The organism is Clavibacter sp. (genome assembly GCF_014802555.1).
GTDB lineage: Bacteria > Actinomycetota > Actinomycetes > Actinomycetales > Microbacteriaceae > Clavibacter > Clavibacter sepedonicus.
Genome location: NZ_JAAVCB010000118.1, coordinates 21,531 through 46,488, shown reverse-complemented (window position 1 = coordinate 46,488; position 24,958 = coordinate 21,531). Strand labels below are relative to the sequence as shown.

The 24,958-nt window shown below is 73.0% G+C and carries 23 protein-coding genes; 10 read left to right on the top strand and 13 right to left on the bottom strand.

The features are described 5' to 3' along the window. Nucleotides 1-433: 433 nt before the first annotated feature. Nucleotides 434-1,084, bottom strand: coding sequence for a hypothetical protein (locus HDR73_RS13175; RefSeq protein WP_133064086.1), 651 nt, complete (start codon nt 1,082-1,084; stop codon nt 434-436). A gap of 197 nt (nt 1,085-1,281) precedes the next feature. On the opposite strand from HDR73_RS13175, the gene HDR73_RS13170 reads away from it, so the two are divergent. Both HDR73_RS13170 and HDR73_RS13165 read left to right on the top strand, forming a co-directional pair. Next, the gene (locus tag HDR73_RS13170; protein ID WP_012299205.1) at nt 1,282-1,848 is read left to right on the top strand and encodes a GNAT family N-acetyltransferase; all 567 of its coding nucleotides are present in this window, start codon (nt 1,282-1,284) and stop codon (nt 1,846-1,848) included. After that, on the top strand, nt 1,845-2,708 hold the full coding sequence (locus HDR73_RS13165; RefSeq protein ID WP_223842618.1) for an alpha/beta fold hydrolase: 864 nt from the start codon (nt 1,845-1,847) through the stop codon (nt 2,706-2,708). Before HDR73_RS13170 ends, HDR73_RS13165 begins: the two co-directional genes overlap by 4 nt. 16 nt (nt 2,709-2,724) lie before the next feature. On the opposite strand, the gene HDR73_RS13160 is transcribed toward HDR73_RS13165, so the two are convergent. Next, nucleotides 2,725-4,041 (bottom strand): carboxylesterase family protein, encoded by a 1,317-nt coding sequence (locus tag HDR73_RS13160; RefSeq protein WP_012299207.1) that lies wholly within the window; start codon nt 4,039-4,041, stop codon nt 2,725-2,727. A gap of 77 nt (nt 4,042-4,118) precedes the next feature. Here HDR73_RS13160 and HDR73_RS13155 point away from each other — a divergent pair, with 77 nt between their 5' ends. Continuing rightward, nucleotides 4,119-4,745, top strand: a complete 627-nt coding sequence (locus HDR73_RS13155) for a TetR/AcrR family transcriptional regulator (RefSeq protein ID WP_012299208.1) — start codon at nt 4,119-4,121, stop codon at nt 4,743-4,745. Here HDR73_RS13155 and HDR73_RS13150 read toward each other — a convergent pair. After that, on the bottom strand, nt 4,742-5,179 hold the full coding sequence (locus tag HDR73_RS13150; protein WP_012299209.1) for an arsenate-mycothiol transferase ArsC: 438 nt from the start codon (nt 5,177-5,179) through the stop codon (nt 4,742-4,744). The genes HDR73_RS13155 and HDR73_RS13150 overlap by 4 nt on opposite strands. 109 nt (nt 5,180-5,288) lie before the next feature. Between HDR73_RS13150 and cmtR the strand changes: the two genes are divergently transcribed. Beyond that, nucleotides 5,289-5,642 carry a Cd(II)/Pb(II)-sensing metalloregulatory transcriptional regulator CmtR gene (gene cmtR, locus HDR73_RS13145; protein ID WP_012299210.1) on the top strand — a complete coding sequence of 118 codons (354 nt, stop codon included), beginning with the start codon at nt 5,289-5,291 and terminating at the stop codon, nt 5,640-5,642. Continuing rightward, a complete protein-coding gene (locus tag HDR73_RS13140) occupies nt 5,639-6,349 on the top strand; it encodes a cation efflux transmembrane domain-containing protein (RefSeq protein ID WP_012299211.1) in 711 nt (236 codons plus the stop codon). The genes cmtR and HDR73_RS13140 overlap by 4 nt, the downstream gene beginning before the upstream one ends. A gap of 45 nt (nt 6,350-6,394) precedes the next feature. On the opposite strand, the gene HDR73_RS13135 is transcribed toward HDR73_RS13140, so the two are convergent. Both HDR73_RS13135 and HDR73_RS13130 read right to left on the bottom strand, forming a co-directional pair. Further along, on the bottom strand, nt 6,395-9,280 hold the full coding sequence (locus HDR73_RS13135; RefSeq protein WP_223842619.1) for a sialate O-acetylesterase: 2,886 nt from the start codon (nt 9,278-9,280) through the stop codon (nt 6,395-6,397). Between the two features lie 18 nt (nt 9,281-9,298). Next, a complete protein-coding gene (locus HDR73_RS13130; RefSeq protein WP_223842620.1) occupies nt 9,299-9,685 on the bottom strand; it encodes a hypothetical protein in 387 nt (128 codons plus the stop codon). Nucleotides 9,686-10,011: 326 nt separating this feature from the next. On the opposite strand from HDR73_RS13130, the gene HDR73_RS13125 reads away from it, so the two are divergent. Further along, a complete protein-coding gene (locus tag HDR73_RS13125) occupies nt 10,012-10,482 on the top strand; it encodes a DUF3817 domain-containing protein (protein WP_012299212.1) in 471 nt (156 codons plus the stop codon). Nucleotides 10,483-10,492: 10 nt separating this feature from the next. Here HDR73_RS13125 and HDR73_RS13120 read toward each other — a convergent pair whose 3' ends face one another. The 8 genes from HDR73_RS13120 to HDR73_RS13085 form a co-directional block, all read right to left on the bottom strand. Further along, nucleotides 10,493-11,155, bottom strand: coding sequence for a YitT family protein (locus HDR73_RS13120; protein WP_012299213.1), 663 nt, complete (start codon nt 11,153-11,155; stop codon nt 10,493-10,495). Nucleotides 11,156-11,281: 126 nt separating this feature from the next. Then, entirely contained in the window at nt 11,282-11,806 is a 525-nt protein-coding gene (locus tag HDR73_RS13115) for a hypothetical protein (protein ID WP_012299214.1), read from the bottom strand. Beyond that, nucleotides 11,803-12,312 carry a hypothetical protein gene (locus tag HDR73_RS13110; protein ID WP_012299215.1) on the bottom strand — a complete coding sequence of 170 codons (510 nt, stop codon included), beginning with the start codon at nt 12,310-12,312 and terminating at the stop codon, nt 11,803-11,805. Before HDR73_RS13110 ends, HDR73_RS13115 begins: the two co-directional genes overlap by 4 nt. Continuing rightward, nucleotides 12,309-12,800 carry a hypothetical protein gene (locus HDR73_RS13105; RefSeq protein WP_012299216.1) on the bottom strand — a complete coding sequence of 164 codons (492 nt, stop codon included), beginning with the start codon at nt 12,798-12,800 and terminating at the stop codon, nt 12,309-12,311. The genes HDR73_RS13110 and HDR73_RS13105 overlap by 4 nt, the downstream gene beginning before the upstream one ends. Nucleotides 12,801-12,884: 84 nt before the next feature. Next, the gene (locus tag HDR73_RS16610; protein WP_223842778.1) at nt 12,885-13,190 is read right to left on the bottom strand and encodes a toxin C-terminal domain-containing protein; all 306 of its coding nucleotides are present in this window, start codon (nt 13,188-13,190) and stop codon (nt 12,885-12,887) included. A gap of 48 nt (nt 13,191-13,238) precedes the next feature. Beyond that, on the bottom strand, nt 13,239-16,373 hold the full coding sequence (locus tag HDR73_RS16605) for a PA14 domain-containing protein (RefSeq protein ID WP_012299217.1): 3,135 nt from the start codon (nt 16,371-16,373) through the stop codon (nt 13,239-13,241). Between the two features lie 18 nt (nt 16,374-16,391). Next, nucleotides 16,392-19,703 carry a PA14 domain-containing protein gene (locus HDR73_RS13090; RefSeq protein WP_012299218.1) on the bottom strand — a complete coding sequence of 1,104 codons (3,312 nt, stop codon included), beginning with the start codon at nt 19,701-19,703 and terminating at the stop codon, nt 16,392-16,394. A gap of 166 nt (nt 19,704-19,869) precedes the next feature. Next, complete coding sequence (locus HDR73_RS13085) at nt 19,870-20,751, bottom strand: siderophore-interacting protein (protein ID WP_012299219.1); 882 nt, start codon at nt 20,749-20,751, stop codon at nt 19,870-19,872. A gap of 94 nt (nt 20,752-20,845) precedes the next feature. Here HDR73_RS13085 and lipB point away from each other — a divergent pair, with 94 nt between their 5' ends. From lipB to HDR73_RS13065, 4 genes are all read left to right on the top strand, one after another. After that, nucleotides 20,846-21,544, top strand: coding sequence for a lipoyl(octanoyl) transferase LipB (lipB, locus tag HDR73_RS13080; protein WP_012299220.1), 699 nt, complete (start codon nt 20,846-20,848; stop codon nt 21,542-21,544). Then, nucleotides 21,541-22,530, top strand: coding sequence for a lipoyl synthase (gene lipA, locus HDR73_RS13075; RefSeq protein WP_012299221.1), 990 nt, complete (start codon nt 21,541-21,543; stop codon nt 22,528-22,530). Before lipB ends, lipA begins: the two co-directional genes overlap by 4 nt. Before the next feature lie 128 nt (nt 22,531-22,658). After that, nucleotides 22,659-23,240, top strand: coding sequence for a PadR family transcriptional regulator (locus tag HDR73_RS13070; RefSeq protein WP_041464583.1), 582 nt, complete (start codon nt 22,659-22,661; stop codon nt 23,238-23,240). Then, nucleotides 23,237-24,958: an ABC1 kinase family protein gene (locus tag HDR73_RS13065; protein ID WP_041464584.1), complete on the top strand. Its 1,722-nt coding sequence runs from the start codon at nt 23,237-23,239 to the stop codon at nt 24,956-24,958. Before HDR73_RS13070 ends, HDR73_RS13065 begins: the two co-directional genes overlap by 4 nt.

Sequence of the window (24,958 nt, the reverse complement as noted above, 5' to 3'; positions counted from 1 at the left end):
CGACCACGCAAAACGCTCGACTGGGACACCCCAGCCGAGCGAATGCGTGCTCTACTGACAACCATCTAAATCATCAGGTGTTGCGACGACCACGAGAATCCGCCCTCGGAGGTGGCGGGCCGTCGTCGTGAACGGACCGCGCGCGTGTCGCTGGACGCGCCTCGCGCTTAGCGGTCCGTCCGCCTGCGCTGGACAAGCCGCACGACGACGTAGCTCATCCCGATCCCGGTAGCCGCGAAGCAGAGGCCCCGCCCTCGGAGGTCATCGACGCCGGAGGTGGCGAACAGGATCACACCGGCTGTCAGCAGCCCTGAGGTGACGATGAGGGTGATGACAAACACAATGCGGTTTCGCGCTCTCATTCAAGCCACGCTTCCTTGCTCGACGGTCAGATCTTGAGCGCACAGGCGAACGCGTTCCCAAGAAGATGCTTTCACTGGCCTGCACACCACGGAGCACCGGTCCAGGACTGGTCGACGATCACCCCGTTGCCGTCGGCAGCGCAGAACGCGATAGCCCCCGCGCCGATGGAAAGCAGTGCGGCTATCACTCCGCCCGCGATTGCACCGACACCCGTCTCCGCGGTGACGATGGCGGCAAGGGTGGCGATTCCCGCGCCCACAGCCAGAGCAGCGATGAGGCGACTCGTGTCGCAGGAATTCAGCTTCAGCTGCCGTCCGAACCACTGGGTGGAGTAGTTCGTCACGCCCGCACAACGAGAGTCGAGGACGATGCGCGTGACGTCGAGGACCTTCGAGTCGTCTACGGTGATCCCAGATACGGCCCCGCCGCCGGCAACGATGCCGACCGCCACCTCGCGAACGGTCACGGGTGCTGCGCCGCGTTCGAGCGCGAGGGCCGCATCGAAGTGCACGGAGCCGTGAATCGTGGTGAGGGCGTCCCCGAGATCGCGGATCTTCGCGATCGAGGCGTCGCCTGCAGCGATGGCCGCTGTGGTCAATGGAGATCCGTAGCGACGTTCAGGGCCGGGATGCGAGTCCGCCATGGCCGGGCTCGCGACGAATGTGCCCGCTACAACGGCGAGCGAGGCGGCCATTGCGATCAGCCGCCGATTTACCTTCATGCGTAAACTCTTTTCTGGGTAAATATACCCTCGAATGTGGTCGATGCGGCAGACCCTCCTCCCTACTCGAACCCTTGTCAAGGCTGCGATGAACTATTCTGATAAATCGATAGTGTGGTAGGCACATAGTCGGATGACCGACAAGGTCGCCCCCCACACGAGGAATTCGATACACAGCCCTCCGGTAGCGTGGCCCGATGGATCCTGTGACGCTCCGCACCGCGCGCCTGACGCTCCGCCCGCCCGCCCTCGACGACGTCGACGCGATCCAGGCCGCCTGCCAAGATCCGGCGATCCAGCGGTACGTGCCCGTCCCCGTCCCGTACGCGCGCGAGGACGGCGTCGCGTATGTCACCGGGTTCTCCCCCGACGGCTGGACGTCGGGCGACCGCCTGACCTGGGCCGTGCTCGAGGGCGGCGGGCTCGTCGGCACCGTCGGGCTGCACGCCATCGCGGACGGTGCCGCCGAGATCGGGTACTGGCTCGCGCCGGGAGCACGCGGTCGCGGCCTCATGCGGGAGGCCGCCGCGGTGGTCGTCGACCACGGCTTCGACACGGGATCCGGGCTCGGGCTCGTCCGCATCGGCTGGCGCGCCTACGCCGGGAACACCGGATCCGCCGCCGTCGCGCAGAGCCTCGGCTTCCGCTTCGAGGGCGTGGCCCGCCTCGGCGCGATGGGCCGCGACGGCCGCGAGGACGACTGGCTCGCCGGGCTCCTGGCGACCGACGACCGGACGCCGCCGCCGTGGCCGGTGCTCGGGTGACGGACGACGGTCTCCTCGGCCGCGACGTCACGATCACGACCTCCGACGGCCGCCGCCTCCGCGCGATGGTCGCGGGCGAGGGCGACGACCTCGTGGTGCTGGAGGCGGGGCTCGGAGGAAGCGGGCTGACCTGGGGGCTCGTGCACGGGATCCTCGCGCGCACCCACCGCGTCGTCGCCTACGACCGCGCAGGGCTCGGCGACAGCGACCCGGATCCCGCGCCGCGCGACCTCGACCGGCTCGCCGACGACCTCGAGGCGGTCGTCGCGGCGTTCCCGCATCGCCGGCTGGTGCTCGTCGGGCACAGCTGGGGCGGGCCGATCGTGCGCGTGGCGGCGGCGCGGCGGATCGCGCGCGGGATCCCCACCGCGGGCGTCGTGCTGGTGGATCCGAGCGACGAGCGCGCCCGCGCCTACGCTTCCCCCGCCGCGCGCGTCGGCTTCGGCGTGCAGGCGGCCCTGCTCGTCCCGCTCGCGCGGCTGGGGATCCTGCGTCGGCTGCACCGGATCGCTCTGGCGGGCCTGCCGGAACCGCTCCGCACCGCGGCCGTCGGCGCCGCCGGGTCCGTGCGCGCGGCGCGCGCCACCGCCGCTGAGCAGCGGCACCTGCTGCCCGGCCTCGCCGGCATCGCGGGGATCCTCGGCTCGGCGGCCCCGCTTCCCGGCATCCCCGTACGGGTGATCTCGGGCACGACCTCGAGCGCGCTCACCCGCGGCCAGCGGCGCGACCTCGTGCGCGCGCACCGCGTGTCGGCGGCTGCCGTCGAGCAGGGCGAGTGGATCCCCGCCGCGCGGTCGGAGCACATGGTCCCGGTGACGGACCCGGACGTGGTCGCCGCCGTGGTCACCGCGCTGCTCTGAGCCCCGCGGGTGACCGTCAGCCCCGCACGCGCCGCAGCTCCAGCACGCCCGGGATCAGCTGCCGGGTCGGGAACCGGCCGCGCGCGAAGTCGCCCCACACCTGTCGCACGCGGCGGGCGTCGCGCTGGATCCCCTCCCAGTCCGCGCCCGCGAGCAGCCCCGCGCCTCGCCACGCGTCCTCGTCGCCGAAGAGCAGCGGCAGGTCGACGGTGTGCGCGGCGCCGAACGGGCTGCCGGGCGCGGACCAGCGGATGACGTAGCGGTGGGCCGTGCCGCCCGCGAGCGCGTGGCGGCGGGCGAAGCGGCGGGCGGGGATCCCGTAGATGATGCCCGTGACGGCCGCGACGGCCGCGCGGCGTACGAGCGGGCCCACGATCGGGAGCCGCGTGAGGCGCGCGAGCCATGGGATCCCCGGCAGGAACAGCCGCGCCTCCTCCGCCGTGTTGCCGATCAGAACGTCGACGCCGGGCGCGGCCGCATCCCACGCCGCGTCGATCCCGGCCTCGGGCGGGAGCGGCGCATGCCCGTACTGCGTGCCGAACGGCATGGCGCCGAGCAGCCCGTACGGGGCGGCGACGCGCTCGACCCCGGCCTGGCGGGCGATTACGTCCTCGACGGGCATGTCGGCCGTGAGCCCGCGGGAGGCGCGCGCCATCGCCGCGTTCATGCGCCGTCTGCCCCGCGAGATGCCGAGCGGCGCGCTCTGGATGATCGCCCGCCGGAAGAGACCGGCCGCCTCGGGCACGGCCATCAGGTGCGCGACCGCGTCGCCGCCCGCCGACTGGCCGAACGCCGTGACGCGGTCCGGGTCCCCACCGAAGGCGTGGATGTTGCGCGCGACCCAGCGGAGCGCCTCCAGCTGGTCGAGGAGGCCGAGGTTCGCCGGCCGGTCGCCGCCGTCGCCGAGGTAGCCGAGGAGACCGAGCCGGTAGGTGATCGTGACGACGACTACGCGCTGCTCGGCGACGAGGGCGGGCGGATCCATGATCGGCACGTCGCCCGCGCCCGAGACGTACGAGCCGCCGTGGATCCACACCATCACCGGCAGCGCGTCGTCCGGCCGCACGTCGCGCGGCATCGTCACGGACACGCGCAGGCAGTCCTCGTCCACGGCCAGTCCGGAGAAGCTCCCGAGCACCGCGTCGAGCTCCTCCATGGGCGGCTGCGGGCACGCGGGCGCCCACGTGGTCGCCGCGCGGGGCTCCGTCCAGTCGGGGTGCGGGACCGGCGCCGCGAAGCGGGCGGCGGTCGCGTACGGAATGCCGGTCGCGCGGACGACGTCGCCGTCCGCCCAGCCGACGACGGGGCCGCATGGCGGCGAGAAGGCGCTCACCCGATCGACGCTACCGTTCGCCAGGCGTTCGTCGCGCCGCCAGCGGAGGGGCCGGATCCCGGTGCTACCGTGACGCCATGCCCCGCCTGATCGACCACGCCCGTCGCGAGGACGAGCTCGCGGAGGCGGTCTGGCGGGTCATCCACCGGGACGGCGCGAGCGGCGTCTCGGTCCGCACGGTCGCCGCGGAGGCGGGCCTCTCCACCGGATCCCTGCGCCACAGCTTCCCCAGCCGCATCGACCTGATGACCCACGCCACGGCGCTGGTCGCCGCGCGCATCGACGGCCGCATCCGCAGCCGGCGCACCGATCCGGACGCGCGGCGGCGGGCCGTGCGGATCCTCGCGGAGCACCTGCCGCTGGACGATTCCCGCCGCGCCGAGGCCGAGGTCACGGCCGCGCTCCTCGCCGACGCGGCATCGCACCCGCGGCTGCGCGAGGTGCGCGCCGCGGCCCATGCGGCCGCGCGGGAGACGTGCCTCGAGCAGCTCGCGCAGCTGCGCGCGGCGGGCCTGCTGCGGCCCGATGCGGACCCCGAGATCGAGGCCGACCACCTGCAGGCGCTCCTCGGCGGCCTGGCGCTGCAGCTGCTCGTGGAGGAGCCGGATCCGGCCCGCAGCGCCCGCGCGCTCGGCGTGCTCGAGCGGCACGTGGATGCGCTCGTGGCCCGTCGCGTGGACCGCCCGGCGCGCATCGACGCCTAGTCGGCGGCCGGGGCGTCCCCGGCGCCGCGGAGCCGGCCGCGCAGCTCCTCGACGCGCGCCCCGATGTCGTCGCGCACGAGCCGCATCCGTTCCATGCCGTCGATGCCGCGCTCGGACGGCTCGTCGGTGATCCACGTCTCGACCGCGACGTCCTGGTCGCCGTCGACGTGCGCCTCCGCGCCGAGCACGACCACGAGGTCGGCGGCGCGCACCATGTCGTCGGTGAGCGGCTTCGGCCGCTCGCCGCCCACGTCGATACCGAGCTCCGCGAGCGACTCCACCGCGAGCGCGTTGAGCGAGGGGCCGGGATCCGTGCCCGCCGACGTGACGGCGACGGCGTCACCGGCCGTGTGGCGCATGAGCGCCGCCGCGAGCTGGGACTTGCCGCCGTTGCGGGCGCAGACGAAGACGACGTGCGGGATGCGCTCGGCCATGGATCCTCCGGTCGGGATGTCGGCCGCATGTCGGCGCGTCCCTCGATCCTGGCAGACCGCGGTGGCAGGACGTTCGCCCTCGGTACAGCCGACGCTGTATCCTCGTCGCGTGCCCACCCTCGCTCCCCGCCTCGACGTCATGACCCGCCTCGGCCGCGCGCTCGCGGACCCCACACGGTCCCGGATCCTGCTGGAGCTGCTCGACGGGCCCGCCTACCCCGCGCTGCTCGCCGAGCGGCTCGGCCTCACGCGGCAGAACGTGTCCAACCACCTCGCCTGCCTGCGCGGCTGCGGCATCGTCCGCACGGTGCCCGAGGGGCGCAGCACGCGCTACGAGATCGAGGATCCGCGCATCGCCCGCGGCATCGGCGCGCTCGTGGAGGTCGTGCTCGCGGTGGACGACGACCGGGAGTGCGCGGATCCGGCCCTGTGCGACCCCGGCTGCTGCGAGGCGGGGGCGTGAGCGGCCTCGCCTCGGCGGCCCCGGCACCCGCTCCCCGCCTGACGGTCGCGCGCCGGGACCTGCTGCGCCGCCGCATCCGCTGGATCGTCGCGGGCACCATCGCCTGGAACGCGGTCGAGGCCGTGGTCGCCCTCGCCGCGGGCGCCGTGGCGTCGTCGACCGCGCTCGTGGCCTTCGGGCTCGACTCGATCGTGGAGGTGCTCGCCGCGTCCGCCGTCGCGTGGCAGTTCTCCGCGCCGGATCCGGAAGCGCGCGAGCGCGCGGCCCTCCGCCTGATCGCGGTGTCGTTCCTCGGGCTCGCCGCCTACGTGAGCGTGGACGCCGTGCTCGCGCTCGCGGGCGGAAACGAGGCGCGCCCGAGTCCGACCGGCATCGTGCTCGCCGCGCTGAGCCTCGCGGTGATGCCGGTCCTCAGCCTGCTTGAGCGACGCACCGGCACCGAGCTCGGCTCCGCGAGCGCCGTCGCCGACTCGCGGCAGACCCTCGTGTGCGCCTGGCTGTCCGCCGCGCTCCTCATCGGGCTGCTGCTCGACGCCGGGCTCGGCTGGTGGTGGGCGGATCCCGTCGCCGGGCTCGCGATCGCCGCCTTCGCGGTCCGCGAGGGCGTCGAGGCGTGGCGCGGCGACGCGTGCACCGTCCCCGTCGGCGCGCTCACGGGCGAGCGGGTGCACGACGAGCACGACGCGAACGACGACGCCTGCTGCTGAATCCGCGAGGAGCACGGCCGGGCATCGCGCCCGGCCGTGCTCCGCTCACTTCGACAGCTGCACCGCGCCCGTCGCCCGCTGGTAGGCGGCGAAGTACTTGTCACCCATGGCCCGGGCGCCTGCCGCCGTGTAGTGGATCGAGTCCTCGGCCCTGCTGTACCCCGCGGCTCCCGGGATGTACGACACGTTCGACCGCAGCGCGGGCATGCCCTGCTGCGCGGTGTCGATGGCCTGGCGCTGCGACGACACGTTCAGCCACTCGGGCACCATGCCGCCGATGAGGAACGGCACCGCGCCGTACCGGGTGTTCAGCCGGTCGACGAGGTCGAGCAGCATCGACTGGTATCCCGCCGCGTTCGTGCGGGTCGCGTCGGACTCGCCCTGGGCCCAGACGACCGCGACGAGGCGGTTGTCGGGATCCTGCGCGAGCGCGGCGTCGATCTGGCCGAGCGCGCGCGTGAACAGGTTGATGCGCGAGCGCGTGTCCGCCGGGTTCCACGCGTAGGTTCCGTCCCCGGTCATCGACGTGGACGCCATCGCGGCGGGGACGAGCAGCACCTTGCGACTCGGGCGGGCGTCGGCGAGCATGTGCCGACCGAGCTCCATCCCGGGGCCGACGGCCTGGACGCCGCCGGAGGTCGTCCAGGTGGTCACGTGGCTCAGCGAGTCCTTGGCGGGCACGATCTGCCCGGCCTTGGCACCGCTGCCGGCGAGCTGGTCAAGCCCGGGCACGCTCACGTCGATCGACGGATCCCATCCGGTGCCGACGCCCTGCGCGTTCGACTGGCCGAGGACCACGACGACGTCGTAGCCCTCCCCGGTCGACGCGATCTGGCACGGCACGGAGGTGCGGGACGTCGGCGCGTAGCCGTCGGCCCGACCGGTGACGGTCACGGTGATCTGCGATCCCGCGTCGCGCGGCGCCGGCACGTAGGTCGATGCGGTGCGGCCGGGCACGACCACGCCATTGCGCTGCCAGACGTAGGAGTACGAGGTGGCGACCGGGGTCCATCCGGGCGTCTCGGCCGTGAGGGCGGATCCGACGGCGGCCTCGCCCGTGATGGTCGGGCTCGGCGCGTCCGCGAACGGCTGGTCGTCGGGCGACGGTGCGGGCTGGGCGGGCGGCACGTCGAGGGCGTCGACCACGACGGCGGTCGGCTCGCTCGTCACGCTCGTCGCCTTGTAGCCCGTGCGCGTGCCGGTGACGGTCACGGTGATCCGCGACCCGGCGTCCGCGCGGCGCACGGCGTACGTCGCGTCGGTCGCGCCGAGCACGGTGACGCCGTCCCGGGCCCAGGCGTAGGCGTAGGCGGTGGCCTCCGGCGTCCACGCGGCCGTCTCCACCCGCAGCGAGCCGCCGGCGACGGGCGGTCCCTGGATCACCGGCGCGGTCGTCGCCTCGAACGGCACGGCCGGGGCGGGCGGCGGCGGAGTCACCGGCGTCACGACGACGGCGACGCCCGGGCTGGTCACGGTCTGCGTGACGTAGCCGGTCTTCGTGCCCGTGACGGCGACGGAGATGCCCGTGCCGACGTCACCCGCCACGACGCGGTAGCTCGGGCCGGTCTGGTCGGGGATCACGACGCCGTCGCGCAGCCACGCGTAGGAGAAGGACGGCCACGGCGACCAGGTGCCGGACTTGGCCGTGAGCGTGTAGTCCACGCGACCGAGTCCGGTGATGGACGGCGTGCCGGCCGTCTCGAACGCGACGTCGGGGGCGGGCGTCGGGTCGGGCGTGGGCACGGTCGGCTCGGGCGTCGGCTCGGGCAGCGGCACGAGGAGCCCGGCGCTGGTGAGGGACTGCGTGACGTACCCGGTCTTCGTGCCGGTGACGTTCACGGCGATGGTGGTGCCCTGGTCGCCCTCCTGCACGCGGTAGGTGACGGCGGTCTGGTCGGCGATGGCGACGCCGTCGCGGGTCCACTGGTAGGAGAAGGCGGGCCAGGGGGTCCACACCCCGGCGCGCGCGGACAGCGTGAAGCCGACGCGGGCGGTGCCGCCGATGGTCGGGGTCGCGGCGGCCGAGAACGGCGCGTCCTCCTGCGGCGGGGTGGTGGGATCCGGGGTCGGCGTGCCGGGGGTAGCGGTGGGCGTGGGCGTCGGCGTGCTCGCGGCGGGGACCTGGAGCTCCGCGCTCGTCAGGGACTGCGTCGCGTACCCGGTCTTCGTGCCGGTGACGGTGACGCTGATGCGGGATCCGGCATCCCCGGCCTGCACGCGGTAGGTGACGCCGGTCTGCCCGGCGATCACCACGCCGTCGCGCAGCCAGGCGTAGGAGAACGTGGGCCACGGGGTCCAGACGCCGGCGCGCGCGGAGAGCGTGAAGCCGACGCGCGCGGTCCCGGCGATGATGGGCGTCGCGGCGGCCGTGAAGGGCGCTGCCGCGGGCATGGTCGGCGCGGGGGTCGGGGCGGTGGTCGGCGCGACGGTGGGCGTCGGCGTGGGGGTCGGCGCCTGCGTCGGCGTCGGCGTCGGCGTGGGCGCCGTCGTCGGAGCGGCGGTCGGCGTGGCCGTGGGCGCCGCGGTCGGCGTCGGGGTCGGGGTAGCGCCCGGCACGGTCATCGGGTCGCTCGTCCGGGTCGTCGTCGCGTACCCGGTCTTCGTGCCGGTGACCGTCACGGCGAGGGCCGCCCCGCGGTCCTGCTCGGTGACGCGGTAGGTCACGCCGGTCTGCCCGGCGATGAGCACCCCGTCGCGGGTCCAGGAGTAGGAGAACGTCGGCCACGGGGTCCAGGTGCCGGCCCGCGCGGTGAGCGTGAAGCCGACCTGCGGGGATCCGGCGATGGTGGGCGTCGGGGCGGACGAGAACTGCGCGACGACGGGCGTCGGGACGGTCGCGGTCGGCACGCTCGTCTGCGTGCTGGTGTCGTACCCGGAGCGGCTGCCCGTGACGGCGACGGTGATGACGGATCCCGCGTCGGCGGCGCGCACGGTGTACGCGGTGCTCGTCTACCCGCTCACGGGCACGCCGTCGACGAGCCACGCGTACGTGCTCGTCGTCGCGGCCGGGGTCCAGCGCGCGGTGGTGGCGAGGAGGCGCTGGCCGATCACGGCCTTGCCGGTGATCACGGGCGCGGGCGTCGCGGTGAACGGCGCCGCGGCGGCCGTGGCCTGCAGGATGCGCATCATCGATGCCGCGGTGGGCGTGCCGTCGGTCGCGGCCGGCGGCACGACGCTCGTGGTCGGCGCGATGACGCGCGCCGACGACGCCGCGGTGCCTGCCGACGCGGCCTCGGCCGGAGCGGCGCCCGGCTCGACGGCGACGAGCAGCGTCACCCCGAGGCTCAGCCCCGTGATGGCGGCGATGAGTCGTGCGCGTGCGGATGCGCTGCGCATCCTTCGTGTCGAGGCACGGCGGACGGCAGAGTGGTGCTCCCCCAATTGATCCCCCCAGATCGTCGAGGCGAATTCCACCTCATGTGGAAATGCTTGCACACCGCGCAGGTGATGCGTGACACGTGTCCGGCGAGGACCCCGCTCACGCCCGGCTCACAGGCGTTGCACATGCCACGTGCACGCCGCCGTCCGCGCAGGTGGACGCGGACGCCGGCGCCCGCCCTCTGCTCGCGTCCACAGCTCGTACCCGATGGCGCCCCGTACCCTGGGCGGCGACCTGCCCCGCCCGTCGGATCCCCGAGGATCCCCCCGCCCCGGAAGGCCCCATGACGAACGCCCCGCATCCCGACGCCGCCCCGCCCGCCGAGCCTGGGGCCCGCCCTGCGGGGTCGCCCGCCTCCCACGCCGTTACCGGCTCAGCGCCGACCGTCGGCTTCGCCGCCCTCGTCCGCGGCACGCGCGACCGCTCCGACCGGCCGTCGCGTCTCGGCCGCCTGTTCGCCGTGATCGCGGTCATCGAGGCGATCACGTGGACCGGGCTCCTCGTGGGCATGTTCCTCAAGTACGTGACGGAGACGACCGAGCTCGGCGTGTACGTCTTCGGCCGCCTGCACGGCGCCGCGTTCGTGCTCTACGTAATCGTCACGGCCGTCGCCGCGATCCCGCCGCTCGCCACGCTCCCGCTCGAGGTCGGGCTGCGGCGCCGCGGGTACCTGCGGCAGCCGGCCGATGCCGCCGATGGAGGGGCACGCACGACCGCGGTGTCGACGTCGGACAGCGCGAGCGCGCGGGGCTGAACGCCCCGGATCAGATCCCGGTGTAGCGCCCCGGCCGGTGGTTGAGCGCGAGCACCAGGTTGAGCAGCACCGCGCCGAGCGCCGACCACACGACGCCCTCGAGCGGCACGACCGTGAGGCCGAGCAGGATCACGATCACGTCGAGGATCATCTGCGCGTACCCGGCGGGGAAGCCGAACCGCTCCTGCACGATGAGCGCGACGATGTTGAAGCCGCCGAGGCTGGATCCGTGGCGGAAGACCACCAGCAGCCCGATCCCCACGAGCAGGTTCCCCGCGAGCACGCCGTAGACCGGCTGCAGCTCGAGCCCGGTGACCATGGCGGGATGCAGCGTCGAGAACAGCGACACGAGCGCGACCGAGATGACCGTGCGGATCGTGAACCGCCACCCCTTCTTCCACACCGCGAGCGCGAAGAACGGCGCATTGACCACGAAGAACAGCACCCCGAACGGCAGCACGCCCGTGTAGCTCAGCAGCAGCGCGAGCCCCGCGGTGCCGCCCGTGACGGCGCCGGCGTCCCGCAGCAGGTACAGCCCGAACGAGGCGACGAAGGTGCCGGTGAGGATCCCCAGCACGTCCTCGATGACCGAGTGCGGGATGCCGGCGGTCGTCGGCTCGTCGGGCGAGGGGGCGATCGGCGTGGGCAGGGGCTCGGACGCGGAAGCGGTCATGGCGGTCTCCGGGGTGGGGGGGGACGGGATCCGCGCGGGCGGTCGTGCCGCATCACGCGCAGGGAACAGCATGGCGGATCGGCGGGGTGGCGGAGGACGGGGCCGCCGCCCCAGGCGCTCGCGGGCTCAGATCGGGCCGTCGAAGGGGTCGACGTCGAAGTACCCCTGGGAGGTTCGCCGCCTCCGCCTCCCGACGAGGCGTTCGATGGATCGGCGCTCCCCCGTCATCATGCTGTCCCAGCGTCGCTCCGAGTCGCGGACGAACCACGCCCGCGCCTCCTGCCACGCCTCCGGCGACGCGTCCCACTCCACCTCGAGCACGGTCGTGACGACGTCGATGATCGACCCCTCGGGTGCGGGCGCGAACGCCCCCTCGGCGGTTCCCACCGTCCAGTCGTACTCGCCGTCGCCGTACCGGAGCACGTCCTCCGGGAGCTTCAGGCGGTAGGCGTCGTCACGGAGGAAGAAGTCGTTGCCGTTGCGCCGCGCCATCACCCACGGGTGCGGGTACCCGGAGAGACGGATGCAGCCTGCGATCCCGGACGGCAGCCAGTCGTCGTACGCCGGGACGGCGGGGTTGCGGAGGAACGAGCGAGCGGGGTAGGGCGACTCCGGCTCGACAGGCGGGCGGCGGCGCCGGAGGCGGATCACGACGGCTGCCTGCGCCCGGCCAGCGGGCCGAGCCCTCGGGAGCGGACGCGACCACCGAGCCGGCGCAGCCGGGAGCCGATGCCGCGCCGCTCCCGGCCCACGGTGCTGACGATGTCCCAGCAGGCCCCCGCCGCGTCGAGCCGCCACTGCGGATCGATGTCATGCGGCAGGTGGATCAGCTCGTGCCTCAGCTCCGTGAACGTCGTCGCGCTCGAGATCGGCGCGAGGAGCTCCACCGGGATGGGCTCCTCGACGAAGGCTGTCTGATCGGCCCATGCTTTCATCTCGTGCAAGCGATCGCTGATGTCGGAGAACGTGTCCATCACATTGCGCATGAGCGCGCGGTAGGTGGCACCCGGTACCAGGTGCAGCGCGCGCGACGCCTCGTCCGAGAGCAGGTCGCGGGCGCCCCACAGGTACTCGACGTGGAACACCCCGTCGTCAGCGACCCACATGCGCGCTCCTCCCAATCCCTGCGCGCCGGTGCGTGGCCGCAGGACGATCACGACGCATTCAGATACTCCAGGAAGTCCTCGATGAGGCCGGACCGCAGCTCCTCGTTGCAGATGCGCGCATCCGCTGACATCAGGAGATCGCGCAGGGACAGATCGGATCCGCGCAGGAATATGTAGACGCAGACCTCGCTCGGGTCGAGCACCTCTGCCCGGTCGCCGTGGGGCAAGCGATTGATGATCCCCGAGAGCATGGAGGCCGCCCGTCGACCCGGGAGCATGGGAACCACGTAGGCCGGGAACATCTCGTCCGCGCGAGCGTCACCGGCCGGCTCGCCCACCTCTCCGGCGCCGGACGTCAGTCGATCACCGAGGGCGCGGATGATCTCCATCCGGATCTCGTCCTGGGCATCGTCGCGGTCAGCGCCCAAGGGATCCCTCAGGGCGCCGACCAACGCATGCACTTCCTGGCGTCGCAATGCGATGACCGTGCCACTCGACGGCGAGAGGATCGTGCCCCTGTGCCGCTCAGCGACTGCCACCAGCGCACGAGTGACCCATGACGGTCTTGCTCCCCTTGGCCGGATCCAGATGTGCCACTCTGCTTCCGGCTCGTCCCGTGACACTCAGTCCCCAATCCGCTTGGTCAGATATTTGTCCCACGTGCCGCCGCGGGTCGTCTTGCTATTGAGGCCGGCAACAGAATTAGCCCTTTTCCAGTAGCCGCCGTTGTGACCACCGGTCGGGTCACTTCCACGATCATAGGTGATGTAGTCATTCTTCCCCTTCTTGAAGATCGCCCGACCCTTGGCCGAACGTGCCTTGATCTTTGTATAACCTTTCTCCTTTGCGACTTCAGCCGCTTCTTTGTCTGTTACCGCGTGCCCCTTGCCAGCATTAGGATTCTTCGGCTTACTGAACGTCTGGCGTATCCAGGGAAATGCGGTCGTCTTGATCCAAGAGCCGATCTGCTGCCCTATCTACCACGCGCCCAGGACTATGGCGGTAGCGAGGACCGCAAGACCGAGGGCAACGACGAGGAGGACAGCGAGGGGGATCAAGAACGCGAATTGCCCGGTCAGGTCGAACGAGTTGACCGGATCGTTCGGATACGCGTAGTCGTCATCCGTCCCACCCAGCACCGGATCCACCTGCAGGAACCGACCCAGCGCCGCGACGTACTGCCTCGCACCCATCTCGATGGTCGCGATGCCACCCAGGTGCTCCGACAGCTTCTGGTGCTGACCCAGCCACCCGTAGTCCGCGTTCCCCTGCTGCGTGTCCAGACCCGACTGGTTCGCCGCCACCGTGCCCAGCGCACCCGTCTTCGGATCCTCGACCTGACCGAACGGGTCGTACACCGCGAGCCCCGGCGCACGCGTCCCGGCCTGATCCGCCGTGACGAGGATGTCACCGTGGATGCCCGGGTACGACCACACGGCCGACCCGTTGCGGAACTCCGCCGTCACCCCACCCGGCAGCGGCAGATCCCACTCGGTCGCCGTGCTCGAGACGTCGAGCACGAAGTCCGGCGCATCGCCGCTCCCCGTGAAGCCGTAGCGCGTGACCGTCGTCACGCCCGCCGCGGTCACCTCCGTCCGCTGCACGATCCGGTCGGTCGCGTCGCGCATGTAGGAGACCGACGCACCGTCGGCCAGCTTGGTGGCCGTGTGCCGGTCCCCGCCGTCGTACGACAGGGTCTCGTCGGCGAGCTGCACCGTGTTGCCGTGCGCGTCGTAGACGAGCTGCGCCGCGCTCAGCGAGCGGTTCACCGGTGATGCGTCCGCCGGGGCGTTCGTCACCGTGGTGCCCAGGAGCCGGTCCGCGCCATCGTAGCAGGACGCCACCGTGGTGGGCGTCCCGCCGTCGAGCACGTCGGACGAGGCCGTCCGGTTGCCGTTCCGACCGGCCGCCGCGACCGCGCCGGCCTGGGTGCACGCCGAGGATCCGGCGAGCGCATCGAACCCGTAGGTCAGACGGTGGTGCGGGATCACCGCGGTAACGAGTCGCCCGGCGGCGTCGTACGAGTACGTCGAGACGTTGCTCGTCGTGCCGTCGCTCGTGGTGTCCTGGAGCACGTCGCCCGCCTGCGAGCGGATGACCCGATCGGTGACGGCGGTCTGCTTCCCGGGGAACGACCAGCCGATCCCGGTCACCGCGCCTGCGCCGTTCCGCGTGATCTCGGAGAGCGACGAGTCGTTGCCGGCGCCGTTCGCACCCGACGGGTAGGAGATGCCCGTGAGCTCGCCCTTCGCGTACGTGGGATCGGCGATGACCTTGCCGTCCACGCGCATCACGTCGACCCGGGAGTCGATGTCGTACTCGTAGGAGGTGGTGTGCGCGGTGCCGGAGGGCGGCGTCGCGACCGTCGAGGTGACCCGGCCCGCCGCGTCGTACGACATGGTCGTGACCGTGCCCCAGACGTCGGTGTACTTGACAGCCTGCCCGAGGAGGTTCGCGACCGTCGTGACGGTGCCACCACTCGTGGATCCGGTGACAGATCCGTCCGAGACCGCTCCGGTGAGCGGATCCCCGCCGACCGCGTAGTCCGTCTTCTCCGTGCGCGCCGCGACCGACCCGAAGGCGGCCGTGGTGCTCGAGGTGGCGCGCCCGCGGGCGTCGTAGCTCGTGCACGACCAGTCGGCGTCGCCGGAGCGTTTGGATCCGATCGCGCGCCCCATCACGTCGTAGACGAACGAGGTGACGATGGCGTCGCCCGATGCGGGCTTCGCTCCGGTGGTGGTCTTCGTCCCCCCGTACTGCGGCGTGGAGGCGTCGACGCCGCAGACCTTGCCGCTCGCGCCCCACGCGGAGGCGATGGTCTCCGTCGCGCCGTAGTACGCGCTCGTGGTCGCCACGTTCGCCTGTGCGGGGAGCGTGCGGGTGAGGCCGCGAAGGTACCCGGTGCCGCGCGCCTCGTGCGTGCCGGAGTGCGTGAGGGCCAGGCCCTTGGGATCCACCACCGACGCGGTCGCGATGCCGAGCCACGGCTCGTCGTACTGCGTGACTGAGGTGGCCGACGAGATCTGCGACGCGCTGATGCCCGCTACTCCCGTCGGAGCCTGGTCGGCGGCCGTCACGCTCGTCTGCAGGCCGTAGTCAGGCGTGAGCGCGCTGCCCGGCACCACGACCATGGCTCCGCTGCCGATCTGCCACTCCAGCTTGAGCGACGCGGACACCTGGCCCTCGTTGTACTGCAGCCGGATGCGCGCGGTCTGGCCCGCGGCGAGGTGCACGGCGTGGTTCGCCCGGATCTCGTTGCCGGGGTTCGCGCCCCACGCGTCGATCAGCGGGATGTCGTCGATGAACAGCTGCGTGCCGTCGTCCGCCTTGGTGGCGAAGGTGTAGTCGCCATCCTGCGGAGCCGTGACGAGACCCGTGAGCCGCAGCGAGAAGCCGTCCGACGGGAAGCCGTCGCCGGCCGCGGGCGGGCTGCCGTTCCCCCAGTCCTGATCCACGCTGCCGTCGGCGTTGCCGACGCCCAGCCCGTAGGCGCGCGGCGCTCCCGCGAGCCGGCCGTTGTCGTACCAGACGGCGTCGAGCCCGTGCAGACCGCTGTCGTACCCGGTCGACGAGTGCGCCGTCGTCGCGGCGCAGGCCGCCGTGGGCACGCGGTCGGAGCCGAAGCACGACGCGGGCGCCGGGCCGTAGGAGTCCGTCGGCCGGTCCTGCGCGTCGTAGAGCGTGGTGGACTTCCGACCCTGCGCGTCGACGGACGCGAGCGGCAGGTCCTTCTGGTTCCACTCGGAGGAGGCGGTGAGCCCCGACGGCCCGGTGATGCTCGTCTGCCGCCAGGCGTCGTCGTACGTCACGGTCGACGCGTGCGTGCCCGCGGGCAGGCCGAGCGCCGGCACATCGATCGAGGTCGTGCCGGATCCGTAGACGTACGTCTTCGTGGGCCGCTTCGCCGCCGTGACGCCGTCGGGCGCCGGGAGCGTGACCGTGGTAGCGCGGCCGGAGGCGTCGTAGGCGATGGTGGTGGCGACGTTCGCGTCGGCGGTGCGTCGGGCATCCGCCGCGAGCCAGTCGTCCGCGAGCGCGTCGCGGACCGCGGTGAGGCGCCCGCCGTCGTAGGCGAGGTCGGTGACCTCGTCGCCCGGGTCCGTGATGCGCACGAGGTTGCCGTGCGCGTCTCAGGAGAGGCGCGTGGTGTCCGCTGCTCCCGCGACGTGTCCCGGGTAGACGATGCGGCAGAGCATGTCGGCGGGAGGCGCGGCGAACCCGGCGGCGACCGGGCAGGCGGATCCCGTGGAGTCCGTGTCCTTCGCGTCGAGCCCCAGGGACGGGGCGGTGTCGCCGGCGTACGCGAAGCGGACCTCGCGGCCGTACGTCTCGGGCGAGGTGCCGAGCGCGGAGAGCGGATCCGAGATGCGGTCGACGAGGCCCGTGCCGGGTCGACGGGCTGACAGGGGCGTCGCCCGCTTGAGGGCGTCACCCGGTCCCGTGACGCCCTGCACGCGGCCGGACGGATCGAAGGTGGTGATCGTCCCGTCGTCGCCGGTCACGACGACCTGTCGCGACTGGTCGAGGGAGACGCGGTCGTGCTCTCCCGTCGGCGCCGTGTAGCCGGTGCCGGATCCGTCGCCCGCGGTGCGCGTGTAGGTGTGCGCGGTGCCGGAGGCGTCGGTGAGGATGACGGCGGAGTCCGTGACCTGGGCGCGCGACCAGTCGCCGGCGTCGCCCTCGAGCGCGGTGGTCGACGACCACCCGGCCGGGAGCGTGTCGACGGTGCGGGTGAACCAGTCGGCGGGGACCACGTACTGGGCGCCCGTCGGATCCGTGACCCACAGCGAGACCCCGGCCTCCCCCGCGTGCTCGAAGTAGTCGACCTCGAGCGGCACGGGCTTGCCCTGCGTCAAGGCGGTCGGGGTCGATCCCGTGGTGTCCTGCGCGACGTGGTCGTCGCGCCATCCGGAGTACACGGTGGATCCGTCGACCCGGACGCAGCCGCCGTCATCGCGCGTCATGCCGAACGTGTAGGTGCCCGTGGTGGGCACGTGCAGGAAGCCCGTCCACTTCGCGGAGAAGTCGTCCACGTCCACCCCAGGAGCCGGGGAACCGTCGCCCCAGTCGAAGGAGATCGACGGATCGGTGCGGGTGGTCGCGAGCGTGCCGGCGTCGGCGTGGCACGCGTCGCCGTCCCCGAGAGGAGCCGCGCCGTCGTAGTAGCGGCCGAGGAGCCCGCCGGAGCCGGCTTGCATCGAGTTGTAGCTGAAGCCCAGGCCCATGCTGCCGCCCACGGTCTGCACCGTCGGCGACGCGAAGCGCAGCCCGACGTTGCCGTTCGCGAGGTTCACGCTGACGGGACCCGCGGTGTCCGTCGGGGCGGGCCCGGCGTCGCCGACCCGGCGGTCGACCCGGATCTTGTCCGTCCACGTCACCGGCGGCTCGTCGTACCCGTCGGACGCGCGCACCGACCAGGTGTAGCGGCCGCCGTCCTGCAGGGAGTTCGCCGGAACGGTCCACGTCGTGCCCGCCTGCCAGCCGGACGTCGCGACCGCGCCCGTGGTGCCGTCGGCCCCGGAGGCGATCTGGAAGCGGTACCGAACCGGGTCGCCGTCGGGATCCGCGATGGTCGGCGCCGTCAGGGTCGGCGTGGTCGTGGTGATGACCGAGCCGTCCGCGGGCGCGGACCCCGCCTGCGCCGTCATCGCCGGAGTGTTCGTGGTGAAGCTCCACGTGGAGGAGATGCCGAGAGTGGAGGTGCCGTGCACCCCGTCGTACCCGTCCTTGACGTAGCCCTTCCAGTGGTACCTGGTGCCGGGCTTCAACGCGCCGAACGGCACCTTCACCTGCTGCGCGCCCCAGCCCGACTCCCACACCGGGCCCACCTCGGGATCGTCCCCGGCGCTGATGCGGTAGAAGTACTGCAGCCCGGTGCCCTCCGGGTCCGTCCCCGAGATCGCGAGCGTGGGCATCACGGGACCGCGGGCTCCGTCGGCGGGCGACGGCGCGATGGCCGGGCCCGCGGTGGGCATGTCCTTATAGGTCACGACGAGGGCGACCGCGATCGACTTGTACGTGTAGACGCCGGGCCGCTCGTCGCCGCCGATGATGAGGTACGCGCCGCGCGAGCCGTCGCGCACGTACTTGGCGATCTCGTCGGTGAGCCGGTCGTCCTGCGCGGATCCGTTGTCGGACATCGCGAACTGGCTCAGGCGGTCGCCGACCCCGTTGTAGGAGAACGAGGTGGCTGCGCTGATGGATCCGCCGAAGAGCGCCTTGGTCCCGCCGTTGTAGTACGAGCCGTCGATGCGGGCGCTGAGGACCTGCTTGCCGAACAGCTGCTCGTAGTCGAAGTGCTCGACCGTGCGCCAGTACTTGTCGCCGTGGTCCCGCGCGTTGCCGATGCGGACGGTGCCGTCGGTGAGCCGGGTGCCGTCGGACTTGTACTCGTGCTGGTCGTTCGACCAGGACGCGACGGACGACGGGTCCACGTGCACCGGGTAGGCGCGCTCGGGGCTCGCGAGCCACGCCGGATCGGGCGCCATCCGGATGGTCCAGCCGCGTCCGTCGGCGGTCAGCGTCGTGGCGACGGGCGCGTCGGCGGGCTCCTGCACGTCCGGGATCCCGCTCGAGTCGTACATGCGCGGCGCGGGGATGCCGAAGACGACGGATCCCGCCTTGTCCGTGAAGAGGATGGAGCCGTCGGCGTCCTGCGCCGCGTGCAGACCGGCTGCGCTGACATGCCAGGTGTACGAGGGCGCGGCCGGCACCGGCGGCGCCGCGAGGATGAGCTCCTCCTTGACCTGACCGGCCGTCACCGCGTAGTGCAGGTCGGTCCGCGGGAACACGTCCCGGTACTGCACCTCGTCGGCGCTGGGCCGCTCGAGCGGGCTGTCCGCGGCGCCGTCGAGCGTGTACTTCAGGACGTGCCCGTCGTGGTGCAGCGTGAGGACGCCCGCGTCGGACGCGGAGTCGGCGAAGCGCGGGGCGAGCGGGTGGTCGGGGACGACCCCCGCGCCGGACGACCGGACGGTGATGTCCGTGTTGACCGGCACCCAGTCGCCCTTCGTGTCCTGCACGTTGAGGGGCGTCTGCGAGAGCACCGCCGACTCGGTGCCGTCGTCGTTCGCGTAGGTGTCCTGGAACTGCGACTGGGACACGAGCTGGGCCGAGTCCTGCAGCTGGCTCGCCGATGCCGCCCGCCGGGGTCGGGCGACGGCGGAGGCCGAGAGGGAGGAGGGCGAGACGGCCGACTCGTCGGCGGCCGGCGCGCTCGGGTCGGCGGGAGCCTGGGCGTACGCGGGAGCGGGGGCGTCGACCGAGCCGCTGGGGATCGTCGGCGTGGCGACGTCGACGTCGTCGGACGTGAGCGCGGGCACGGAGGCGACGGGCCGGGTCGGCGTGGTCGCGGCCTCGGCGGGCAGGGCGACGAAGATCTCCGCGACCAGGGCCAGGGCGACGATGACGGCGGTGGAGGTGAGACGGCGTGCAGGACGCATCCGAGTGCTCCCTTTCGAGCAGACGGATCAGGCACCCGCATCCGCGACCGCCGGGCGCTCGCGAAGCTGAGAATAGGGTTGGAGCTGGAAAAGAATCACTTGCATTCCACAGGCACGTCCGGGGTGGACGATCGGCGCCCGCGCCCCCGTTGCGGGGGCACGCCCCTCACTCCCCGAAGATCACCCCCACCGGCTCGCGCTTCTCCGCCTGGAAGCGGTCCTCGGCGCGGCCGAGCGCCCAGTAGGCGGAGAGCGAGAGGGCGCGGCGGTCGATGCCCCAGCCGTCCTGGAGGACCGCCCGCAGCTCCTTCATCGCCCCGCGCTCGCCGTGCGCGAAGACCTCCACCTCGCCGTCGGGACGCTCGAGCGCGCGGGCCGCGGCGACGAGGGGCGCGCCCGGCACGGCGTCGGGCGTGCGCGAGCGGTGGATCCAGCGCACGGCGACGCCCGAGGGGTGCGCGAGCGGGAGCTCGTCGTCCGGGCCGTCGACCTCGAGGAGCGCGACCCCGGTGGCGTCGGCGGGCATGGCGGCGAGCGCCGCGGCGATGGCGGGCACGGCGGAGTCGTCGCCGAGGAGGACGCGCGCGATCGCGGCGTCCTCGCTCGGCCGGTACATCCCACCGGGGCCGCTCGCCGCGAGCAGGTCGCCGGGCTGCGCGGACGCCGCCCAGGGGCCCGCGAGCCCCTCGTCCCCGTGCACGACGAAGTCGATCGCGCAGGTGCCGGCGGCCGGATCCGCGTGCCGCAGCGTGTAGGTCCGCACCGCCGGCAGCGCCTCGGCCGGCCGCGTCTCGCGGAGGGCGGGCAGGTCGTACGGCGGCGTGAGCCCGGATCCCCGCGGCGGCAGCATCAGCTTCACATAGGCGTCGGTCGCGGCGAGCCGCTCGGGGGCGGCCCGCTCCAGCAGCGCCCGCATCCCCTCGCCGCCGAGGTGCACGCGCACGAGGTGCGGGGTGAGTCGCTCGGCGCGGACCACCTCCAGCACGTGCTGCGTCCGCGCGGCGCGGACGGGACGGTCGGGGACGGCGGGTGCGGAGGAGTCGGTCATCGAGGTCGATCCTCCGCCCCGCGCGCCTCCCCCGCAACGCGACCGGGCCGCGCGCACCCTCGCCCGCCGCGGATCGCCCGCCTACACTGACGGCGTGGTCGACATCGTCGTCACGGGGCTAAGCGCCAACTCCGTGCCGTACATCGAGGCCCTCGAGCGTCAGCGTGCCCTGCATGCCGACGTCGTCGCGGGCCGGGCGCAGGACACCGTCATCCTCCTCGAGCACCCCAGCGTGTACACCGCGGGGCGACGCACGGAGCCGGACGACAGGCCGCGCGATGGCACGCCGGTCATCGACGTCGACCGCGGCGGACGCATCACCTGGCACGGGCCGGGACAGCTCGTCGGCTACCCGATCGTCCGGCTGCCGGAGCCCCTCGACGTCGTGGCCCATGTGCGCCGCCTCGAGGACGCGCTCATCGCCCTCCTCGCCGAGCTCGGCATCGCGTCATGCCGCGTCGACGGCCGCTCCGGCGTCTGGATCCGCGGCACCGCCCCCGACGGCACGCCCCGCGACGAGAAGGTCGCCGCCATCGGCGTCCGCGTCGCCGAGCGGGTCACGATGCACGGCTTCGCCCTCAACTGCAGCAACGCGCTCGACGCCTACGACCGCATCGTCCCGTGCGGGATCCGCGACGCCGGCGTCACCTCCCTGAGCCGCGTCCTCGGCCGCACGGTGACGCCGGCCGACGTCGTCCCCCTCCTCCGCCCGCACCTCGTGCGCGCCCTCTCGAACGGATCCGCCATGCCCGCAACGCCCGCCCTCCCCTCCGCCGCCGGGGCCCGCGCATGAGCGCCGCGCCCGAGGGTCGCCGCATGCTCCGCCTCGAGGTCCGCAACGCCGAGACGCCCATCGAGCGGAAGCCGGAGTGGATCAAGACGAAGGCCCGCATGGGGCCGGAGTACCAGGCCCTCCAGCAGCTCGTGAAGACCGAGGACCTGCACACCGTCTGCCAGGAGGCGGCGTGCCCCAACATCTACGAGTGCTGGGAGGACCGCGAGGCCACGTTCCTCATCGGCGGATCCCAGTGCACGCGCCGATGCGACTTCTGCCAGATCGACACCGGCAAGCCCGCCGACTACGACACCGACGAGCCGCGCCGCGTCGCCGACTCGGTGCGCCGGATGGGGCTCCGCTACGCCACCGTCACGGGTGTGGCGCGCGACGACCTCCCCGACGAGGGCGCGTGGCTGCACGCGGAGACCGTGCGGCGTATCCACGCGGACAACCCCGGCACGGGCGTCGAGATCCTCGCGACCGACTTCTCCGGGAACCCCGACCTCCTCGCCGAGGTCTTCTCGTCCCGGCCCGAGGTCTTCGCGCACAACGTCGAGACGGTGCCGCGCATCTTCAAGCGGATCCGGCCGGCATTCCGGTACGAGCGCTCCCTCGACGTGATCACGCAGGGGCGCGACGCCGACCTCATCACGAAGTCCAACCTCATCCTCGGCATGGGCGAGACGCGCGAGGAGGTGTCCGAGGCCCTTGCCGACCTGCACGACGCGGGCTGCGACATCATCACCGTCACGCAGTACCTGCGGCCGTCGCCGCGGCATCTGCCGGTCGCGCGCTGGGTGCGGCCGGAGGAGTTCGTGGAGATCAAGGCGGAAGCCGAGGCCATCGGCTTCCTCGGCGTGCTCGCCGGACCGCTCGTGCGCTCGTCGTACCGCGCCGGCCGGCTGTACGCGCAGTCGATGAGCGCGAAGGGCCGGGAGCTCCCCGCGAGTCTGGCGCACCTCGCGGATCCGGCGAACGGCTTCGCGCAGGCCGTCGGCTGACGCGTCCCGTCGCTCCCCACCTCCCGGACCTGTCGGCTCGCTGACGAACGGGCCCCTCCCGGGTCCGCGACCAGGTGCGCGGCCTATCGTCGGGAGGACCGCGCACGTCCCACAGCAAGGAGCTCGTCATGGCCGCAACGTCCCCGTCCGCAGGATCCGCATTCGGAGACGCCGCCGACGGCGTGTGGCAGGCGATGGAGTCGCTCCGCGCCCGCTTCGAGAAGCGCGACGGCACAACCGCCGGGCATGACGCCGGTCACGGTGCCGGCCCGCACGATGTGCGCCACGCGGTGCTCGCGCTCCTCGCCGAGGAGCCCATGCACGGCTACCGCATCATCCACGAGATCCAGGAGCGCACCGCCGGCGCCTGGACCCCGAACGCCGGATCCGTGTACCCCACGCTCCAGCTCCTCACCGACGAGGGCCTCATCGCGGCCGAGACCACCGACGGCCGCAAGGTCTACGCGCTGACGGAGTCCGGCCGCGCCACGATCGCCCGCGACGGCATCACCGCGCCGTGGGCCGACGCGTCCCACGGACACGACGCGCACGACCGCCACGACCGTTCCGCCCTCCCCAAGGCCGGGCTATCGCTCGCCCAGGCCGCGGCCCAGGTGCAGCGCACGGGCACCCCGGCGCAGGTCGCCGAGGCCGTCACCGAGCTCGACGCGGCCCGCCGCCGCCTCTACGCGATCCTCGCCCGGGAGTGACCGCGGCCACGGCCGGCACCGCGCCCGGGGCGGATCCCGAGGCCGACGCCCCGGAGACGCGCGCCCGCTACCGCCGCATCCTCCGCTTCGCCGCGTGGAACCTCGCCGTCACGTGGTGGTACGAGCTGTTCCTGCCCCGCGTCGGCCTCCGTCGCATCGCCGACCGCACGCGCACGCGGCGCATGAAGCTCTTCGCCCGACGCTTCCGCGTCCTCGCCGTCGAGCTCGGCGGGCTCATGATCAAGGTCGGCCAGTTCATGTCGTCGCGCCTCGACGTGCTCCCGCCCGAGATCACCGCGGAGCTCGAGGACCTGCAGGACGAGGTGCCGGCCGTGCCCTTCCCCGAGATCCGGGCGCTGGCCGAACGCGAGCTCGGCATGCCGCTCGCCGACGCCTTCGCCTGGGTCGACGAGACGCCCGTCGCCGCCGCGTCGCTCGGCCAGGCGCACCGCGCCGTCCTCGGCCCGATCGACTCCGCCGACACGGGCCTCACGGGTGTCGTCATCAAGGTGCAGCGGCCGGGCATCGACGACATCGTCCGGATCGACCTGGCCGCCCTCCGCCGCATCGGCGGCTGGCTCACGCACGTCCGCCTCGTGTCCGACCGGGTGGACGCGCCGGCGCTCGTGGAGGAGTTCGCCGAGACGAGCCTCGAGGAGATCGACTACCTGCACGAGGCCCGCAGCTCTGCGCGCTTCCAGGAGATGTTCGCCTCGGACGACCGCGTGGCCGTGCCCGAGATCGTCTGGGAGCGCAGCACCCGCCGCGTGCTCACGCTCGAGGACGTGACGGCGATCAAGATCACCGACCACGCCGGGCTCCTCGCGGCCGGCATCGACCCGGTCGACGTCGCGCCCGTCTTCGCCGCGGTCATGTTCGACCAGCTCTTCGCCGACGGCTTCTTCCACGCGGATCCGCACCCCGGCAACGTCTTCGTCACGCCCGTGACGGACGGCTCCGTCGAGCAGGGCTGGACGCTCACGTTCATCGACTTCGGGATGATGGGCGAGGTCCCGCCGAGCACCCGCCGCGGACTCCGCAAAATGCTCATCGCCGCCGCCTCGCGCGACGGCAAGGGCCTCGTGGACGCGGCGCGCGACATCGGAGTGCTCCTCCCCTCCGCCGACACCACGCAGCTCGAGCTCGCCATGACCCGGCTCTTCGCCCGCTTCGGCGGCCTGGGCTTCGCGGAGCTGCGCGAGGTGGATCCGCGGGAGTTCCGCGCCTTCGCCAACGAGTTCCAGGAGGTGGTGCGCACCCTGCCGTTCCAGCTGCCGGACGACTTCCTCCTCATCATCCGCGCCATGTCGCTGACGTCGGGCGTGTGCAGTGCGCTGGATCCCGCGTTCAACCTGTGGGACTCGGTCGAGCCGTACGCGGCGCGCCTCATTCGCGAGGAGCGCGGCAACGTCGTGCGCGACATCGGCACGCGCGTCTCCGACACCGCGGGCACGCTCGCCCGCCTCCCCGGCCGCCTCGACGCGCTCCTCACCCGCATCGACGACGGCGCCCTCCCGATCAGCGACCCGACGCTCGAGCGCCGCGTCGGCGCCCTGGAGCGCACCCTCCGCCGCGCGGTCTCCGCCCTCGTCTTCGGTGGCCTCCTCGCCGGCGGCGTGCTCCTCCGCCCCGACGACGAGGTGCTCGGCACCGTGCTGATGGTCGTCTCCGTCTTCCCCCTCGCGCAGGCGCTCGTCCCGGGGCGCCGCGGCCGCTGA

Coding starts and splice junctions, on each gene's coding strand:
- HDR73_RS13175 (WP_133064086.1), bottom strand. CDS start 1,084: ATGAAGGTAAATCGGCGGCTGATCGCAATGGCCGCCTCGCTCGCCGTT.
- HDR73_RS13170 (WP_012299205.1), top strand. CDS start 1,282: ATGGATCCTGTGACGCTCCGCACCGCGCGCCTGACGCTCCGCCCGCCC.
- HDR73_RS13155 (WP_012299208.1), top strand. CDS start 4,119: ATGCCCCGCCTGATCGACCACGCCCGTCGCGAGGACGAGCTCGCGGAG.
- HDR73_RS13150 (WP_012299209.1), bottom strand. CDS start 5,179: ATGGCCGAGCGCATCCCGCACGTCGTCTTCGTCTGCGCCCGCAACGGC.
- HDR73_RS13130 (WP_223842620.1), bottom strand. CDS start 9,685: ATGCGCAGCGCATCCGCACGCGCACGACTCATCGCCGCCATCACGGGG.
- HDR73_RS13125 (WP_012299212.1), top strand. CDS start 10,012: ATGACGAACGCCCCGCATCCCGACGCCGCCCCGCCCGCCGAGCCTGGG.
- HDR73_RS13120 (WP_012299213.1), bottom strand. CDS start 11,155: ATGACCGCTTCCGCGTCCGAGCCCCTGCCCACGCCGATCGCCCCCTCG.
- HDR73_RS13090 (WP_012299218.1), bottom strand. CDS start 19,703: ATGCGTCCTGCACGCCGTCTCACCTCCACCGCCGTCATCGTCGCCCTG.
- HDR73_RS13085 (WP_012299219.1), bottom strand. CDS start 20,751: ATGACCGACTCCTCCGCACCCGCCGTCCCCGACCGTCCCGTCCGCGCC.
- lipA (WP_012299221.1), top strand. CDS start 21,541: ATGAGCGCCGCGCCCGAGGGTCGCCGCATGCTCCGCCTCGAGGTCCGC.
- HDR73_RS13070 (WP_041464583.1), top strand. CDS start 22,659: ATGGCCGCAACGTCCCCGTCCGCAGGATCCGCATTCGGAGACGCCGCC.